The organism is Streptococcus parasanguinis (assembly GCF_001074805.1).
GTDB lineage: Bacteria > Bacillota > Bacilli > Lactobacillales > Streptococcaceae > Streptococcus > Streptococcus parasanguinis_A.
Window position 1 is genome coordinate 24,218 of record NZ_JUPI01000126.1, and the last position, 15,636, is coordinate 39,853.

The window sequence follows — 15,636 nt, forward strand, 5'->3', positions numbered from 1 at the left end:
GAAAAACGTCCGTTTCTTAAAAGAACGGACGTTTTTTAGGGTAAGTTAACGTATGAACGGCTTAACCTTCACGTTTTTTGCTGACTACAAAGCCTGCTAAAGCTAGTGAGGTCATGCCAAAGAGGCTAAGGACTGTCGAAGCCAATTCTTCTTGACCTGTTTTTGGAAGACCCGTTGCTGGTGTAGCAGCTACTTCTGCTTGGCCACCTGTATGATAAGTGACAGCGACTGGTTTGTTGGTTGCCACTTCTTTTGTTTCGCTTGCAGCTGGTTGAGCTGGAGTTACTGGAGTTGCAGGTTGAGGTGTTGGGGTAGTAGGAGTCACTAGTGATACAGGATGGACTGGATTTACAGGACTGACTGGATCAACTGGCGATGGCTGTGGTTCCGGTTGTGGTTGTGGTTCTGGAGTTGGTGTTTCTTCTTCCACTTTTTCCACAAATGTCTTGTTACCCAAGATTGAAGCAGATAACTTCTTCCCTGCCTTATTCACATCTTCGATGTATTGGATAAAGACTTCAGTATCTGGATTAATCGCCCCGATCAATTTTGTATCGCGGAAGACTGAGAAGCCATCACCACCACCATACAAGAAATCGTTGATAATCGCTTTGTAGGTCTTGTTACGATCAATTTCGGTTCCATCTGCCTTGTAAGCTTTCACAACCTTATATGGATTTTCTTCTGTTGCATCGGCTGGTTTTGTATAGGTGTACTTGATCCCTGCCATTTGCAAGAAGTAGAGTTCTTTCTCATCATACTGTTGGTCCAAAGCTTTATAAATTTGGTCTCCGGTAATTTCGACTACTTGAAGGATATTTCCAAATGGTTGCACTGCTTGAGCTGCACCCCAAGTGACTGTTCCGTCTGGTTTCACCACGAGGTCTGCACGAATTCCTCCATTATTGGTGAAGGCAAAGTCTACATCTGGATAACCTGATTTTTTAGCAATATCCAATTGGGCAGCTGTGACCAGATCCCCAACAGCACTTTCTTGTTGCGCATTTAATTCACGGGTGATATTTTCTGCTTTTTCTGCTGAACCAATTTTCGCTTCTGTTACCTTTTTAACAGTCTCGTTGGCTTCATTGATGATCGCTTGAACCTTGGCATCTTTTGCTTTGCCTTTCGATGGATCTACCGCAATAATTTTAGCAGTTGGAGCTTTGACAAAGTCAGCTGTATCTGTATCTAGGACCCCGCGGACATCAGAGTAGGCTTTCCCTTGAGAGGTACCTTGAACGATCAAGGTATTTCCGACCATCCCATTTGTATATTGGTGGTTGTGACCTGCAAAGACAAGGTCCACAGAGTTTTCAGGATAGATTTGGTTTAATTTTTTGATCATGTCTGCAGCAGGACCTTCTGCTACACCATTCTTACTAGTGGCAGCAACGTGAGCCAAGACAGCGATGGCATGAACCCCTTGGTCATTTAATTCACGCGCATATTTGGCAATCGATTCTGCTTCATCCAAAACGCGGTATTGTTCATGATTTTTACGCAAAACAAGATTTGGAAATTCTGTCGTAACAACCCCGATAAATCCGACCTTAACGGTCTTATCGTTGACTGGGATTTCTTTTATGGTATAAGGTTTCCAGTCAAATGGGATTTTGTTGGTATCTTTGTCAACCAAGTTGGCAATTACAACTTCTTGTTTGGAAGCTTCATGAGGATACTCATCGACGATCTTATTGAATTGACCAGGTGTCGGGGCTTCTCCCTTCATGATCCGGTTGAATTCACCAAGTCCTTCGTCAAACTCGTGATTACCAAGGGTTCCGTATTCAAAGTTCATTTCATTGAAGACTTTTACAGTTGGTTCATCTTGAAGGAGGGCAGAATTGGCTGGACTAGCTCCGACCATATCTCCAGCTTGCACACGGATGCTGGCATTTGGCGTTCCGGCATTCTCCGTTTCAAAGTCTTTTTGCGAATCGTTCAAATAGGTTGCCAAAAGTGGGGCTGTTCCTGCGTTTTTCACAGTTTCGCCTTCTAAACGAGCTGTCCCCGTTTGTTCCAAGGCACCGTGGAAGTCATTGACGCCCATGAACTGCACGGGCAATTCATCTGCGAAAACGCTATTGATCGCAAAAACACTGAGACCGGCAGCAACCGCTAGGATACTGCTTTTCAAGATAACTTTTTTCTTCATTGAATACTCCATTTTCTAATGTCGGACACTTCTCCAAAGAGGAGAATGCAGAAAAGTTGATTTGCTGCAATCAGCTCTTCCATTTTACTATTTTTTCGGTTTTACTTCAATATTTTCCTAGAAACTCTTACAACTTTATTAGAAAACGCTTGATTCCCGAACATCTCCTCCCTTATCTTTTATTCTTTACTGAATTAAAATCACAAAAAAGCCGGATTGCTCCGGCTCTTTCTATTATTTATTCACGTTTTCCCATTTCCAGTTTTGAACTTCTGGAATGTCATCTCCATTTTCACGGATATAGGCGTTGTGGAAGGCTACTGTTTCATCCATTTGAGCTGCAAATTCAGCTGCTTCTGCTCCAAGAGCTGCATTAGCAGCATCTTGTGCCAAGTGGAAGCGATCCAACTCAGACATGACACGCATATCAAATGGTGTTGTGATATCTCCGTTTTCACGGTAACCATGCACACGCAAGTTGTGGTTGTGACGGTTGAAGAAGATGTCACGGATCATGCCTTCGTAACCATGGAAGGCAAAGATCACAGGTTTGTCAGTTGTGAAGACCTTGTCGAACTCTTCATCTGAAAGTCCACGCGCGTCGACTGATGGGTGACGCAATTTCAAGATGTCTACAACGTTAACAAAGCGGATCTTCAATTCTGGGAAGGCTTTGTGAAGAATCGTTACAGCTGCAAGTGCCTCTAAGTTTGGCTCTGTACCTGCTGCTGCAATGACTAGATCTGGTTCTTCATCTGCTGAAACAGTTGATGCCCAATCGATCACCTTGTATCCTTCACGAACCAATTCTTCTGCTTCATCAGCTGAGTAGAATTGAGGACGCGGGTGTTTAGAAGAAACGATCAAGTTGATCACATCTTCTGCCTTGAAGGCTTGGTCCATCACTGCAAGCAACGTATTGGTATCTGCTGGCAAGTACTCACGGATGTATTCAGGAGTTTTCTCAGCCAAGTGAGTCAAGATACCTGGATCTTGGTGAGTGTAGCCATTGTGGTCTTGTTGGAAAACAGTTGAAGTCGCAATCAAGTTCAAGGCTGGGTAGTTTTTACGCCATGTCGTGTGAGTCTTAGATTTACGCAACCATTTGAAGTGTTGAGTAATCATAGAGTCTACAACACGAAGGAATGATTCGTAAGATGCGAAGAATCCATGACGACCTGTCAAGACATATCCTTCGAGCATTCCTTCTGCTTGGTGTTCTGACAATTGAGAGTCAATCACACGTCCAGCAGGGCTCAAAGCTTCATCGTAGTCTGGCTTCATACGTCCTAACCATTGACGGCTTGTACGTGTGAAAACTTCTTGAAGACGGTTTGATTTGGTTTCATCTGGTCCAAAGATACGGAAGTTATCTGGGTTCGCATCTACCAAATCTGCCGCATACTTACCAAATTCGATCATGTCTTGAGCCATGATTTCACCTGGTGTGTTAAATTGAAGGGCATGTTTCTTCCAATCAGCTGTGTTCATTGGTTTGATCACACCAGCATTTGTGATTGGGTTCATCGCCATGCGACGGTCACCTTTTGGTGCAATTTCAGCAACTTCAGGAACTAGTTTACCAGTTTCGTCGAACAATTCAGCTGGACGGTAAGATTCCAACCATGAAAGAAGAGCATCGACATGCTCCATGTGGTGAGCATCTACTGGGATTGGAACTTGGTGCGCACGGAATCCACCCTCGATAGGTGTTCCTTCCCATGCTTTTGGACCAGTCCAACCTTTAGGAATACGAGCAATCAAGACAGGGTATACTGGTTGAGTTGCTTCTTCAGCAGAACCTTTACGAGCTTCTGCTTGGACTTTCTTGATTTCTTCAATTGCTTCGTCCAATTTTTCAGCGAACAAAGCGTGAGCAGCTTCGTGGTCATCAGAAATAGCGGTTACGTTTGCAAAGATTGGTTTCCAACCAAGACCTTCAAAGAAGAGGGCCAATTCTTCGTCTGTTTTGCGTTCGAAGATCGTTGGGTTGTGGATTTTCCCTCCGTTGAGGTAGAAGATTGGAAGAACAGCACCATCGTTGACTGGGTTCAAGAAGGTATTTGACAACCATCCTGCCATCAATGGACCTGTTTCTCCTTCACCGTCACCGATCACTGTTGCAGCAATCACATCTGGATTATCCAATACAGCACCTGCAGCGTGAGAAAGGGCATAGCCAAGTTCTCCCCCTTCATGGATAGATCCTGGTGTTTCAGGCGCCGCGTGAGAAGCGATCCCTCCTGGGAATGAGAAGATCTTACACAAGTGTTTGAAACCTTCTTCGTTTTGAGGGATAGTTGGATTCAATTCAGTATATGAACCATCTAAGTAAGAGTTAGATACCATTACTTGTCCACCGTGACCTGGTCCTTCAATGTAGAACATATCCAAGTCGTATTTGTTGATGGTACGGTTCAAGTGAGCATAGATAAAGTTTTGCCCTGGTACAGTTCCCCAGTGCCCGATTGGGTGAGCCTTCAAGTCATTTTCAACGACTTCACGCTTCAACAATGGGTTATCTTTTAAGTACATTTGAGCAGCTGAAATGTAGTTGGCTGCACGCCACCAAGCATCTACTTTATCCAAGTATGCTTTGCTGTTATAATCGACAGTCATCTTGTCTCCTCGCAATTTCTAGACAGGTCTGTTGATCAACCTGTTCGTTTGATGAATAGTTTAAACACTCTGTTATCAAGATCAAACAGATGATATTGAAGAAAATATTCAATATTACTTCTATTCTATCAGGAATTTCCATTTTTGTACATCACAAAGTAAGAAAAATATTCTTTGATGATCAAATTTTTATTTTCCGATAAAGCATTCCCATTTACTGTGGAGATCTGATAGAAAAAAGACTTTGCTGATTTTTACAAACCAGCAAAGTCTCGACTGAAATGGAGTAGTTTAAATGACTTTTTGACCTTTCTTGTAGACATCTGTCACTAGATTTGTTGCAAAGAAATAGAAGAGATAGTCTAGATTTGGCGCATCAAAGATGGTAATGTCAGCCTGCTTGCCAGCATCGAAAGAACCGATCGTTTTGGCACGATCTACTGAGTAGGCTGCATTGATGGTCACTGCATTGAGAATTTCTACTGGAGTTAGGCGCATCATAAAGCAACCAAGATGCATGGCAAACTGAAGATTGGCTGTCGGACAAGACCCTGGGTTGCTGTCTGTTGTTAGGGTAATAGCCATGCCAGCGTCCAACATCTTACGAGCCGGTGCATAAGTATCTTCCATGAGGCTAAAGGTTGTGGCCGGCAACAGATTGCCGATAACTTTTGCCTTGGCTAGTTTTTCGATCCCCTCATCGGTAATGACCATCAGGTGTTCTGCACTGGTGGATTGCAATTCAGCCGCTACGTCAACACCTCCAATAGACTCAATTTCATCCGCATGGATCCGTAACTTGAAGCCCATTTCCTTAGCTTTCGAAAGAAGATAGCGAGATTCATCTGCTGTAAAGACCCCTTTTTCACAGAAGATATCACAGAACTCAGCTAACTGTCCTTCTTTCACTTTCGGAAGCATTTGTTCCACAATGAGATCTAAATATTCTTGAGAACGGCCTTTGTACTCTGTAGGAATCGCATGGGCTGCCATAAAGGTAGATACCAAGTCTATTTGATGATCCCGATCCAGTGCAGCGACAACATCCAACTGGCGTTTTTCAGTTTCCCAATCCAAACCGTAACCGCTTTTCGCTTCAACGGTTGTCACCCCATGGCGCAACATGTAGTCCAACAGTCGTTTGGACTTGTCATAGAGGGTGTCAAAAGAAGCTTCCCGTGTCGCCCGAACGGTGCTTAGAATCCCTCCGCCTTGGGCGAGGATGTCTAAGTAAGAAACACCTGCTAATTTTTTAGCAAATTCATGCTCCCGACTGCCTCCATAGACTAAGTGGGTGTGGCAATCAATCAGGCCAGGGGTCGCAACTTTTCCTTCACAGGATTTCACTTCCGTATGGTCATCGATCAGTTCTGGGGCTGGTTGCCCTGTCCCAACTGCAAGAATCTTTCCATCTTTAATGGCGATATAAGCATCTGAAAGAATTTTTGCCTCTGCCATCTCCTTACCATAGAGAGGATGACCCAGATCATTTGGACAAAACAATTGGTTAAAGTGGGTTAATAGGATATCAGCTGACATATGAAACATTCCTTTCTATTTCCATCGTTATTCATTTTACAATTCTACAGAAAAAGCGTCAAAAAAAAGTCAAAAAGTTTTCCCCTCATTTTTTTTTGCTTTATTAAAAATTATATTTTTTTTTGACTCTTTATTGACGTTTCTTGGATACAATAAAGAAAATACAAATTCACAGTCCAACTATAAGGAGGGTTCTGCTATGTCATTTATAGACGAGAAAGAAATTGCAGCTGCTATGTCTGTCAAACTTGACTTTGATGTCCTACCTGAAAAGGCGACTTTTCAAGAAGGCATTCGTCGTGCACCGGATAGAGGCTTCCGCTTAACGCAGGCTCAGACCGAAATTGCCCTTAAAAACGCTCTGCGTTACATCCCTAAAAAATTCCACCAAGAGTTGATCCCAGAATTTCTAGAAGAACTAAAAACTCGCGGTCGGATCTATGGCTATCGCTTCCGTCCAAAAGATCGCATCTATGGAAAACCAATTGATGAGTACAAAGGAAAATGCACTGCTGCTAAAGCTATGCAGGTCATGATCGACAACAACTTGAGCTTTGAGATTGCCCTTTATCCTTATGAATTGGTTACTTATGGAGAAACAGGATCTGTCTGTGCCAACTGGATGCAATACAACTTGATCAAGAAATACTTGGAAGTGATGACAGAAGACCAAACCTTGGTCGTTGAATCTGGTCACCCTCTTGGCCTCTTTAAATCGAAACCAGAAGCTCCTCGCGTCGTCATTACTAACGGTCTCTTGATTGGTGAGTATGACAATATGCACGACTGGGAAATCGCTGAAGAAATGGGCGTTACCAACTACGGTCAAATGACGGCTGGTGGCTGGATGTACATCGGACCTCAAGGGATCGTTCACGGTACCTTTAACACCCTTCTTAATGCTGGTCGTCTTAAACTCGGTGTGCCTGATGATGGCGACTTAACTGGTAAACTCTTTATTTCATCTGGTCTCGGTGGGATGAGCGGCGCTCAAGGGAAAGCAGCTGAAATTGCAAAAGCGGTTGCCATTGTCGCTGAAGTGGACCGCTCTCGGATCGAAACGCGCCACTCTCAAGGTTGGATTAGCCAAGTGACCGACAGTGCGGAAGAAGCTGTGAAATTGGCTCAAGCAGCACTGGAAACTGGTGAATCAACTTCGATTGCCTACCATGGTAATATCGTAGACTTGCTCGAATATGTCAATGAACACCAAGTCCATGTTCATCTCTTGTCTGACCAAACCTCTTGCCACAACGTCTATGATGGTGGTTATTGTCCAGCTGGTATTAGCTTTGAAGAACGGACACGCTTGTTGGCAGAAGACAAAGAAACCTTCCATCGTTTGGTCGATGAAACCTTGGCTCGTCACTTCGCAGTGATTAAAGATTTGACGGCTAAAGGTACCTACTTCTTCGACTATGGTAATGCCTTCATGAAATCTGTTTATGACTCAGGCATCAAGGAAATTTCTAAGAATGGTCTCGATGACAAAGACGGCTTCATTTGGCCATCTTATGTAGAAGATATCATGGGACCTATGCTCTTTGACTATGGTTATGGTCCATTCCGTTGGGTCTGCCTCAGCGGTAAACACGAAGACTTGATCGCTACTGACCACGCAGCGATGGAAGCAATCGATCCAACTCGTCGCTACCAAGACCGCGATAACTACAACTGGATTCGCGATGCTGAGAAGAACCAATTGGTGGTTGGTACACAAGCTCGTATCCTCTATCAAGATTGTATGGGTCGTGTCAACATTGCTTTGAAATTCAATGAACTCATTCGCCAAGGCAAGATTGGACCGGTCATGATCGGACGTGACCACCATGACGTATCTGGTACAGATGCTCCATTCCGTGAAACATCAAACATCAAAGATGGATCAAACGTTACTTGTGATATGGCAGTGCAATGTTATGCTGGTAACGCTGCCCGCGGTATGAGTCTCGTGGCTCTCCACAATGGTGGTGGTACTGGTATCGGTAAAGCCATCAACGGGGGATTTGGTCTCGTACTAGACGGTAGCCACCGGATCGACGAAATTATCAAATCTGCTATTTCATGGGATACCATGGGCGGGGTTGCTCGTCGGAACTGGGCACGGAACGATCATGCTATTGAAACAGCGATCGAATACAACCGTCTCCATGCAGGAACAGACCACATCACTATTCCTTATCTTGCAGACGAAGATTTGGTCAAAGAAGCTGTTCAAAAATTGTTTTAACATCAAAAAATAAAAATCTGAGAAAGGGGAGGAAAATGCAAAGACTTCTCCTCCCCACTTCTCCTATAAAAAGAGGTAATTATATGGCAAAAATTGTTGAGTGTATTCCAAACTTTTCTGAAGGACGCAATCAGGCTGTGATCGACGGATTGGTAGCCACAGCAAAAAGTATCCCAGGTGTCACATTATTAGACTACTCGTCTGACGCCAGTCACAACCGCAGCGTCTTTACACTCGTTGGGGATGAAGAAAGCATTCAAGAAGTGGCTTTCCAATTGGTGAAATATGCATCTGAAAATATCGATATGACCAAGCACGAAGGCGAACATCCTCGTATGGGGGCAACAGACGTTTGTCCATTCGTTCCGGTCAAAGATATCACTACAGCTGAATGCGTTGAAATCGCTAATAAAGTGGCCGAACGCATCAATCGCGAATTAGGTATTCCAATATTCCTTTACGAAGATGCCGCAACTCGTCCAGAACGGAAAAACTTGGCTAAAGTGCGCAAAGGACAATTTGAAGGAATGCCAGAAAAATTGTTGGAAGAAGACTGGAAGCCAGACTACGGCGAACGCAAGATTCACCCAACTGCAGGGGTTACAGCCGTTGGTGTCCGTATGCCACTCGTTGCTTTCAATATTAACCTTGACACAGACGACCTAGATATTGCCAATAAAATTTCTAAAATCATTCGTGGATCAAGCGGTGGATACAAATACTGTAAAGCGATCGGTGTCATGCTAGAAGATCGTAACATCGCCCAAGTCTCTATCAACATGGTCAACTTGGAACAATTCCCATTGTATCGTGTCGTTGAAACCGTTCGTTTCGAAGCACAACGCTACGGGGTTCGAATCATCGGAACAGAACTCATCGGACTTGCTCCTGCTAAGGCTTTGATCGACTCAGCTGAATACTACTTGCAATTAGAAGACTTTGACTACAGCAAACAAGTCTTGGAAAATCACTTGTTGGGTTAGAAAGGGGATCTATGAAACTAGTTGACTTAAGTATTACAGAGTTTGCCAAGGTCCTTGGTTCAGATGCTCCAGCTCCAGGTGGTGGTTCTGCTGCTGCCCTATCCGCTGCGAATGGGATTTCCCTTACAAAAATGGTCTGTGAACTGACCATTGGAAAGAAAAAATACGCAGAATTTGAAGACCACATCAAAGGGGTTCACGAAAAAAGCGCTCACCTCCAAGACCAGTTACTAGAAGCTATTGACAAGGATACAGAAGCTTTCAATGTCGTATCAGCTGTCTTTGATCTTCCAAAAGAAACGGAAGAAGAGAAAGCCGCTCGTCGTGAAGCCATGCAAAAAGCTTTGAAACATGCGACAGTATCTCCTTTCTCTATGATGGAGCTCATCGTTGAGGCGCTTGAAACCACCAAAGAAGCTGTTGGCAAGTCCAACACCAATGCGGCGAGTGACCTAGGGGTGGCTGCTCTCAACCTTAAAGCTGGCCTTCAAGGGGCTTGGCTCAACGTCCTGATCAACATTTCAGGAATCAAGGACCAAGACTTTGTCCAAGAATACCACGGCAAGGGTCTCGAACACCTCCAAGCAGGCTCTGATCTTGCAGACAACATTTACCAAACCATTTTAGAAAGTCTATCATAAACCTAACAAACAAAAAGAAAGAAGGGATTCTATGGTTTTATCGGATATTGAAATTGCCAATTCTGTCCAAATGAAGCCCATTACCGATATCGCTGCTGAACTTGGATTGACCGAAGATGACATTTCGCTCTACGGAAAATACAAGGCCAAAATTGATAGCAACCAACTGGAACAACTCAAGGATAAGGAAGATGGAAAGCTGATCCTCGTGACAGCCATCTCTCCGACACCTGCTGGAGAAGGAAAGACAACCACCTCTGTCGGCTTAGTCGATGCCCTCTCAGCTATTGGTGAAAAAGCCGTCATTGCTCTGCGCGAACCTTCTCTTGGCCCTGTCTTTGGGATCAAGGGTGGAGCTGCCGGTGGTGGATACGCCCAAGTGGTTCCAATGGAAGATATCAACCTTCACTTTACCGGAGACTTCCATGCCATTGGGATTGCCAATAACCTGCTTGCAGCTTTGATTGACAACCACATTCACCATGGAAATGAGTTGGGCATCGATTCTCGTCGGATTACCTGGAAACGGGTGGTCGACATGAACGACCGTCAACTCCGCCATATTGTCGATGGCCTTCAAGGAAAAACAAACGGGGTTCCTCGTGAAGATGGCTTTGACATCACAGTGGCTTCTGAAATCATGGCTATTCTCTGTCTCTCAGAAAATATCCTTGACCTCAAAGAACGCCTCGATCGCATCATTATTGGGTTCAACTACCAAGGACAACCAGTCACAGCTAAAGACCTCAAGGCTGGAGGTGCTATGGCAGCCGTCCTCAAAGATGCCATCCATCCAAACTTGGTACAAACCTTGGAACATACTCCTGCTATTATCCACGGCGGACCTTTTGCCAATATTGCTCATGGCTGTAACAGTGTGCTGGCTACTAAACTAGCTCTCAAATATGCAGACTATGTTGTGACGGAAGCTGGTTTCGGAGCAGACTTAGGTGCTGAAAAATTCATTGACATCAAGTGCCGTATAGCAGGACTTAAACCTTCTGCCGTAGTCCTCGTCGCAACTATCCGAGCCCTCAAGATGCATGGTGGAGTTGCCAAAGCGGACTTGGCTACTGAAAATGTCCAAGCTGTTATCGATGGTCTGCCAAACCTAGACAAACACTTGGCCAACATCCAAGAAGTCTATGGCCTACCTGTGGTCGTTGCCATCAACAAATTCCCACTGGATACAGAGGCAGAGCTAGAAGCTGTCTATGAATCTTGTAAGAAACGCAATGTAGATGTTGTCATTTCGGATGTCTGGGCACATGGTGGCGCTGGCGGCCGTGACTTGGCTGAAAAAGTCATTCAACTAGCTCAAGAAGAAAACCACTTCTCTTATGTCTATGACCAAGAAGACAGCATTGAAACGAAATTGACTAAGATTGTCACAAAAGTTTATGGTGGTAAAGGCATTAGCTTGACACCAGCTGCCAAACGCGAACTTAAAGAATTGGAAGCTCTTGGCTTCTCAAACTACCCAATCTGTATGGCCAAAACGCAATACTCCTTCTCAGATGATGCCAAGAAAATGGGAGCACCAAAAGATTTTACTGTTAACATCAGCAATCTCAAGGTAGCTGCCGGAGCTGGCTTCATTGTAGCTCTCACGGGTACCATCATGACCATGCCTGGCCTACCAAAAGTACCTGCCAGTGAAAAGATTGATATCGACGCCCACGGCAATATCACTGGTCTCTTTTAAGAAAGAAGGCGTCCTATGGTGACTATCCTTCATCTTACCCCCGCAGATTATCAAATTTCTACCTGGTCCGGTGGCCAAACCACCCAACTCTTTCTCTCCCCAGAGGGAGGAAGTTATCCAGATCGGACTTTTGACTTCCGCCTCTCCACTGCAACGGTAGAGGTTGAAAAAAGTAACTTTACCGATCTCACTGGCTACCACCGAATCTTGATGCCCTTGAATGCCTCCATTCGACTCAACCATCAACAGAAAGAAGTGGTTTTGAACCCCTTTCAAAGCTACTTCTTTGATGGGGGAGATCCTGTATCTAGCCAAGGGACTTGTCAAGACTTTAATTTGATCTACAAACCTTCTTATCAGGGGCATATGAGTGCTATATCCCCAAATGAAAGTGTCACGAGTCAGAGTCGCTATCAATTGATCTATGCTCTCTGTCCGCTAACACTAAAATGGGGAACGAATCATTCTCAAATCCTCCAAACTCACGAGCTCCTGGTGATCGAACAAGCATCTCCTCTTCAAGAGATGACAATCACGTTTTTACCCCATCAGTCTGGGGAGCAACCGGTTGCTATCTGGACTGGACTACAATAATGTTCACAAAGGAGAAACATTATGAACGGAGCACATAAACAGTCGATTGAGGAACAAGAAAAAGCGAAATTCAGCTTTAGTGGTGCCACTCTATACGGTATCAACGCCGTAATCGGATCTGGTATCTTCCTCCTCCCTCAAAAAATATATTCTGGCCTCGGACCAGCCTCTCTAGCTGTCATGTTCGGAGTAGCCGTTCTCGTCATGCTACTATCAGCCTGTCTGGCTGAAACGGCTGGCTACTTCGATAAAAACGGTGGAGCCATGCAATACTCAAAAGCCGCTTTCGGAGACTTCGTTGGCTTTAACGTTGGGATTCTCGGTTGGGCCGTTACAGTTATCGCCTGGGCTGCCATGTTAGCCGGCTTTGCTAAGATCTTCATCATTACCTTCCCAGCATTTGAAGGCTACAACCTTCCGATCAGTATCGGTATGCTGATTCTCTTGAGTCTGATGAACATCGCCGGTCTGAAAACCTCTAAGATGTTCACTCTGACAGCTACTGTTGCAAAATTAATTCCAATTGTCCTCTTCTCGCTCTTTGCCATCTTCTTCATTTCTGGCGGGGTAAGCAAGGGCAACTTCACACCTTTCCTTCAATTGGAAAGTGGAACAAGTCTCTTCAGTTCTATTTCTAGTACAGCCGTCTACATCTTCTACGGTTTCATCGGATTTGAAACCATGTCTATCGTTGCAGGGGAAATGCGCAACCCTGAAAAGAACGTTCCCCGCGCTATTCTAGGTTCTATCAGTATTGTATCTGTTCTCTACATGTTGATCATCGCTGGAACAATCGCCATGCTTGGTGGTCGCATTATGCAAACCGGTGCACCAGTACAAGACGCATTTGTCGAAATGATTGGCCCTATCGGAGCTCCACTCGTTTCTTACGGAGCCCTCATTTCAATTGCCGGTCTAAACATTGGTGAATCCATCATGGTCCCTCGTTTTGGTGCCGCATTAGCAACTGAAAAACTCTTGCCAGAGGGTCTTGGAAAAACAAACTCTAAGAACGCTCCTGTCATTGCCATTATCATTTCTGCTATCTTCGCTTTCTTACTCTTGTTATCTGGCTCTTTCGAATCATTAGCAACCTTCAGCGTAGTCTTCCGTTTCTTCCAATACATTCCAACTGCTTTGGCAGCCATCAAACTCAGAAAAATGTACCCAGACAAAAAGGTTACCTTCCGAGTGCCATTTGGTCCTGTTATCCCTGTTCTAGCTGTTGTGATCAGTATCTTGATGATTGCAGGGGACAATCTAATGAACTTCGTATGGGGAGCTATCGGTCTAGTGATCGCTAGTGGACTCTATTTCGTTTTCCACGGAGATAAACTAGGTAAATCATAAAGCATTCTTCACTCATTTTCTTAATACACTAGATGGGACCTCTGGCGGGAGTAGACTTAGGTTCTATTCCCCAGCCCATCTATGCTTTCACGAATATCAAACCTGAGCCCTTTTCTCTAAGACTCTTCTCAAACTTCTTAAGATCAATAGACAATGGGCCCATGTTTGGTATTCAAATTGAAGTACAAAAACCTACTTCTACAGAACAACTACTCATAATCGGAGGTTTTATATGACTCAATTGATTCATTTAGACGGCAATAGCTTAACACTCGAAGACGTCATCGCTGTAGCTCGCCATGGTGCCCAATGTGAGCTTGACGAACAAGCAAAAGAAGCTGTCATCGCATCCCGTAAAATTGTCGATGATATCGTCCGTGAAAAACGAGTTGTCTATGGTGTGACCACTGGCTTTGGTTCCCTCTGTAATGTCAGCATCTCTCCAGAAGATACTGTTCAACTGCAAGAAAACTTGATCCGAACACACTCATCTGGTTTCGGTGATCCACTTCCTGAAGATGCCGTTCGTGCCATCATGCTGATCCGTATCAACTCGCTCTTGAAAGGCTATTCTGGCATTCGTCTGTCAACTGTTGAAAAACTGTTGGAATTGCTCAATAAAGGGGTGACTCCTTATATTCCAGAAAAAGGCTCTCTCGGAGCTTCTGGAGACTTAGCCCCTCTATCTCACATGGTTTTACCAATGTTGGGACTTGGACAGGCCTACTACAAGGGTCAACTCTTAAGCGGTCAAGAAGCTCTCGACCAAGCTGGTATTGAAAAGATCCAATTGGCTGCCAAAGAAGGGCTTGCCTTAATCAATGGTACAACCGTTCTAACCGGTATCGGAGCTCTTGCAACCTACGACGGTATTCAATTGCTTAAACTGTCTGACATTGCCGGTGCTCTCTCAATGGAAGTCCACAATGGGATTACCAGTCCATTTGAAGAAGACCTTCATACCATCCGTCCTCAAAGTGGACAATTGGCAACCGCTCGCAATATCCGCAACCTCCTTGAAGGAAGCAAGAACACAACGGTAGCAACCCAACAACGGGTCCAAGACCCTTACACACTCCGTTGTATCCCTCAAATCCATGGAGCTAGCAAGGATTCTATTGCTTATGTAAAAGAAAAAGTTGAAATCGAAATCAACTCTGTGACAGATAATCCAATTATTACTAAAGAAGGCCACGTCATCTCCGGCGGGAACTTCCACGGAGAACCAATGGCACAACCATTTGACTTCCTAGGGATCGCCCTTTCTGAAATCGGAAACGTATCTGAACGTCGGGTGGAACGCTTGGTCAACAGCCAGCTTAGTAAATTACCATCCTTCTTGGTTAAACACCCTGGACTCAACTCAGGCTTCATGATTACCCAGTATGCGTGTGCATCCCTTGCATCTGAAAACAAAATCTTGTCTCACCCAGCTAGCGTCGATTCTATCCCATCTTGTGAAAACCAAGAAGACTTCGTCAGCATGGGAACAACAGCAGCTCGTAAAGCGGCTGAAATTCTTAAGAACTCCCGTCGCATCGTTGCTACTGAAATCATGGCAGCCTGCCAAGCCTTGGATCTCAAACCAGAAAATCATGAACTTGGTAAAGGTACAAAACCTGCCTATGACCTGATCCGCAACAAGGTTTCCTTCATTGAATTTGACAAAGACATCGAAATCTTTGAAGAACTCAATAAGGCATCTGCTGTTGTCGAAAGTGAAGAATTCTTAGCAACTATCGAAAAAGTAGTTGACTTAAGCATTCAATACTGATACAGTAAAGATATAACAAAAACAGAGGCTGGCGATTTTCTCA

10 protein-coding genes are annotated in these 15,636 nt (G+C 44.5%); 7 read left to right on the plus strand and 3 right to left on the minus strand.

Annotated elements, in window-relative coordinates:
• Positions 1–61: 61 nt before the first annotated feature.
• From ADI76_RS09035 to hutI, 3 genes are all read right to left on the minus strand, one after another.
• Entirely contained in the window at positions 62–2,158 is a 2,097-nt protein-coding gene (locus ADI76_RS09035) for a surface-anchored 5'-nucleotidase (RefSeq protein WP_049515951.1), read from the minus strand.
• Positions 2,159–2,392: 234 nt separating this feature from the next.
• Positions 2,393–4,777: a phosphoketolase family protein gene (locus ADI76_RS09040; RefSeq protein ID WP_049515954.1), complete on the minus strand. Its 2,385-nt coding sequence runs from the start codon at positions 4,775–4,777 to the stop codon at positions 2,393–2,395.
• A gap of 291 nt (positions 4,778–5,068) precedes the next feature.
• The gene (hutI, locus tag ADI76_RS09045; protein WP_049515956.1) at positions 5,069–6,316 is read right to left on the minus strand and encodes an imidazolonepropionase; all 1,248 of its coding nucleotides are present in this window, start codon (positions 6,314–6,316) and stop codon (positions 5,069–5,071) included.
• Between the two features lie 199 nt (positions 6,317–6,515).
• Here hutI and ADI76_RS09050 point away from each other — a divergent pair, with 199 nt between their 5' ends.
• The 7 genes from ADI76_RS09050 to hutH all read left to right on the plus strand — a co-directional run bounded on the left by ADI76_RS09050 (position 6,516) and on the right by hutH (position 15,593).
• Entirely contained in the window at positions 6,516–8,546 is a 2,031-nt protein-coding gene (locus ADI76_RS09050) for a urocanate hydratase (protein ID WP_049515958.1), read from the plus strand.
• Between the two features lie 83 nt (positions 8,547–8,629).
• Positions 8,630–9,529 (plus strand): glutamate formimidoyltransferase, encoded by a 900-nt coding sequence (ftcD, locus tag ADI76_RS09055; RefSeq protein WP_049515960.1) that lies wholly within the window; start codon positions 8,630–8,632, stop codon positions 9,527–9,529.
• Between the two features lie 11 nt (positions 9,530–9,540).
• On the plus strand, positions 9,541–10,170 hold the full coding sequence (locus tag ADI76_RS09060) for a cyclodeaminase/cyclohydrolase family protein (RefSeq protein ID WP_049515961.1): 630 nt from the start codon (positions 9,541–9,543) through the stop codon (positions 10,168–10,170).
• Positions 10,171–10,201: 31 nt separating this feature from the next.
• The gene (locus ADI76_RS09065) at positions 10,202–11,875 is read left to right on the plus strand and encodes a formate--tetrahydrofolate ligase (protein WP_049515964.1); all 1,674 of its coding nucleotides are present in this window, start codon (positions 10,202–10,204) and stop codon (positions 11,873–11,875) included.
• A gap of 15 nt (positions 11,876–11,890) precedes the next feature.
• The gene (locus ADI76_RS09070; RefSeq protein ID WP_049515966.1) at positions 11,891–12,469 is read left to right on the plus strand and encodes a HutD family protein; all 579 of its coding nucleotides are present in this window, start codon (positions 11,891–11,893) and stop codon (positions 12,467–12,469) included.
• Positions 12,470–12,490: 21 nt separating this feature from the next.
• Positions 12,491–13,819, plus strand: coding sequence for an APC family permease (locus ADI76_RS09075; RefSeq protein ID WP_049515968.1), 1,329 nt, complete (start codon positions 12,491–12,493; stop codon positions 13,817–13,819).
• A gap of 232 nt (positions 13,820–14,051) precedes the next feature.
• A complete protein-coding gene (hutH, locus tag ADI76_RS09080; protein WP_049515971.1) occupies positions 14,052–15,593 on the plus strand; it encodes a histidine ammonia-lyase in 1,542 nt (513 codons plus the stop codon).
• The last annotated feature ends 43 nt before the right edge of the window (positions 15,594–15,636 follow it).

Coding starts and splice junctions, on each gene's coding strand:
- ADI76_RS09035 (WP_049515951.1), bottom strand. CDS start 2,158: ATGAAGAAAAAAGTTATCTTGAAAAGCAGTATCCTAGCGGTTGCTGCC.
- ADI76_RS09040 (WP_049515954.1), bottom strand. CDS start 4,777: ATGACTGTCGATTATAACAGCAAAGCATACTTGGATAAAGTAGATGCT.
- hutI (WP_049515956.1), bottom strand. CDS start 6,316: ATGTCAGCTGATATCCTATTAACCCACTTTAACCAATTGTTTTGTCCA.
- ADI76_RS09050 (WP_049515958.1), top strand. CDS start 6,516: ATGTCATTTATAGACGAGAAAGAAATTGCAGCTGCTATGTCTGTCAAA.
- ftcD (WP_049515960.1), top strand. CDS start 8,630: ATGGCAAAAATTGTTGAGTGTATTCCAAACTTTTCTGAAGGACGCAAT.
- ADI76_RS09060 (WP_049515961.1), top strand. CDS start 9,541: ATGAAACTAGTTGACTTAAGTATTACAGAGTTTGCCAAGGTCCTTGGT.
- ADI76_RS09065 (WP_049515964.1), top strand. CDS start 10,202: ATGGTTTTATCGGATATTGAAATTGCCAATTCTGTCCAAATGAAGCCC.
- ADI76_RS09070 (WP_049515966.1), top strand. CDS start 11,891: ATGGTGACTATCCTTCATCTTACCCCCGCAGATTATCAAATTTCTACC.
- ADI76_RS09075 (WP_049515968.1), top strand. CDS start 12,491: ATGAACGGAGCACATAAACAGTCGATTGAGGAACAAGAAAAAGCGAAA.
- hutH (WP_049515971.1), top strand. CDS start 14,052: ATGACTCAATTGATTCATTTAGACGGCAATAGCTTAACACTCGAAGAC.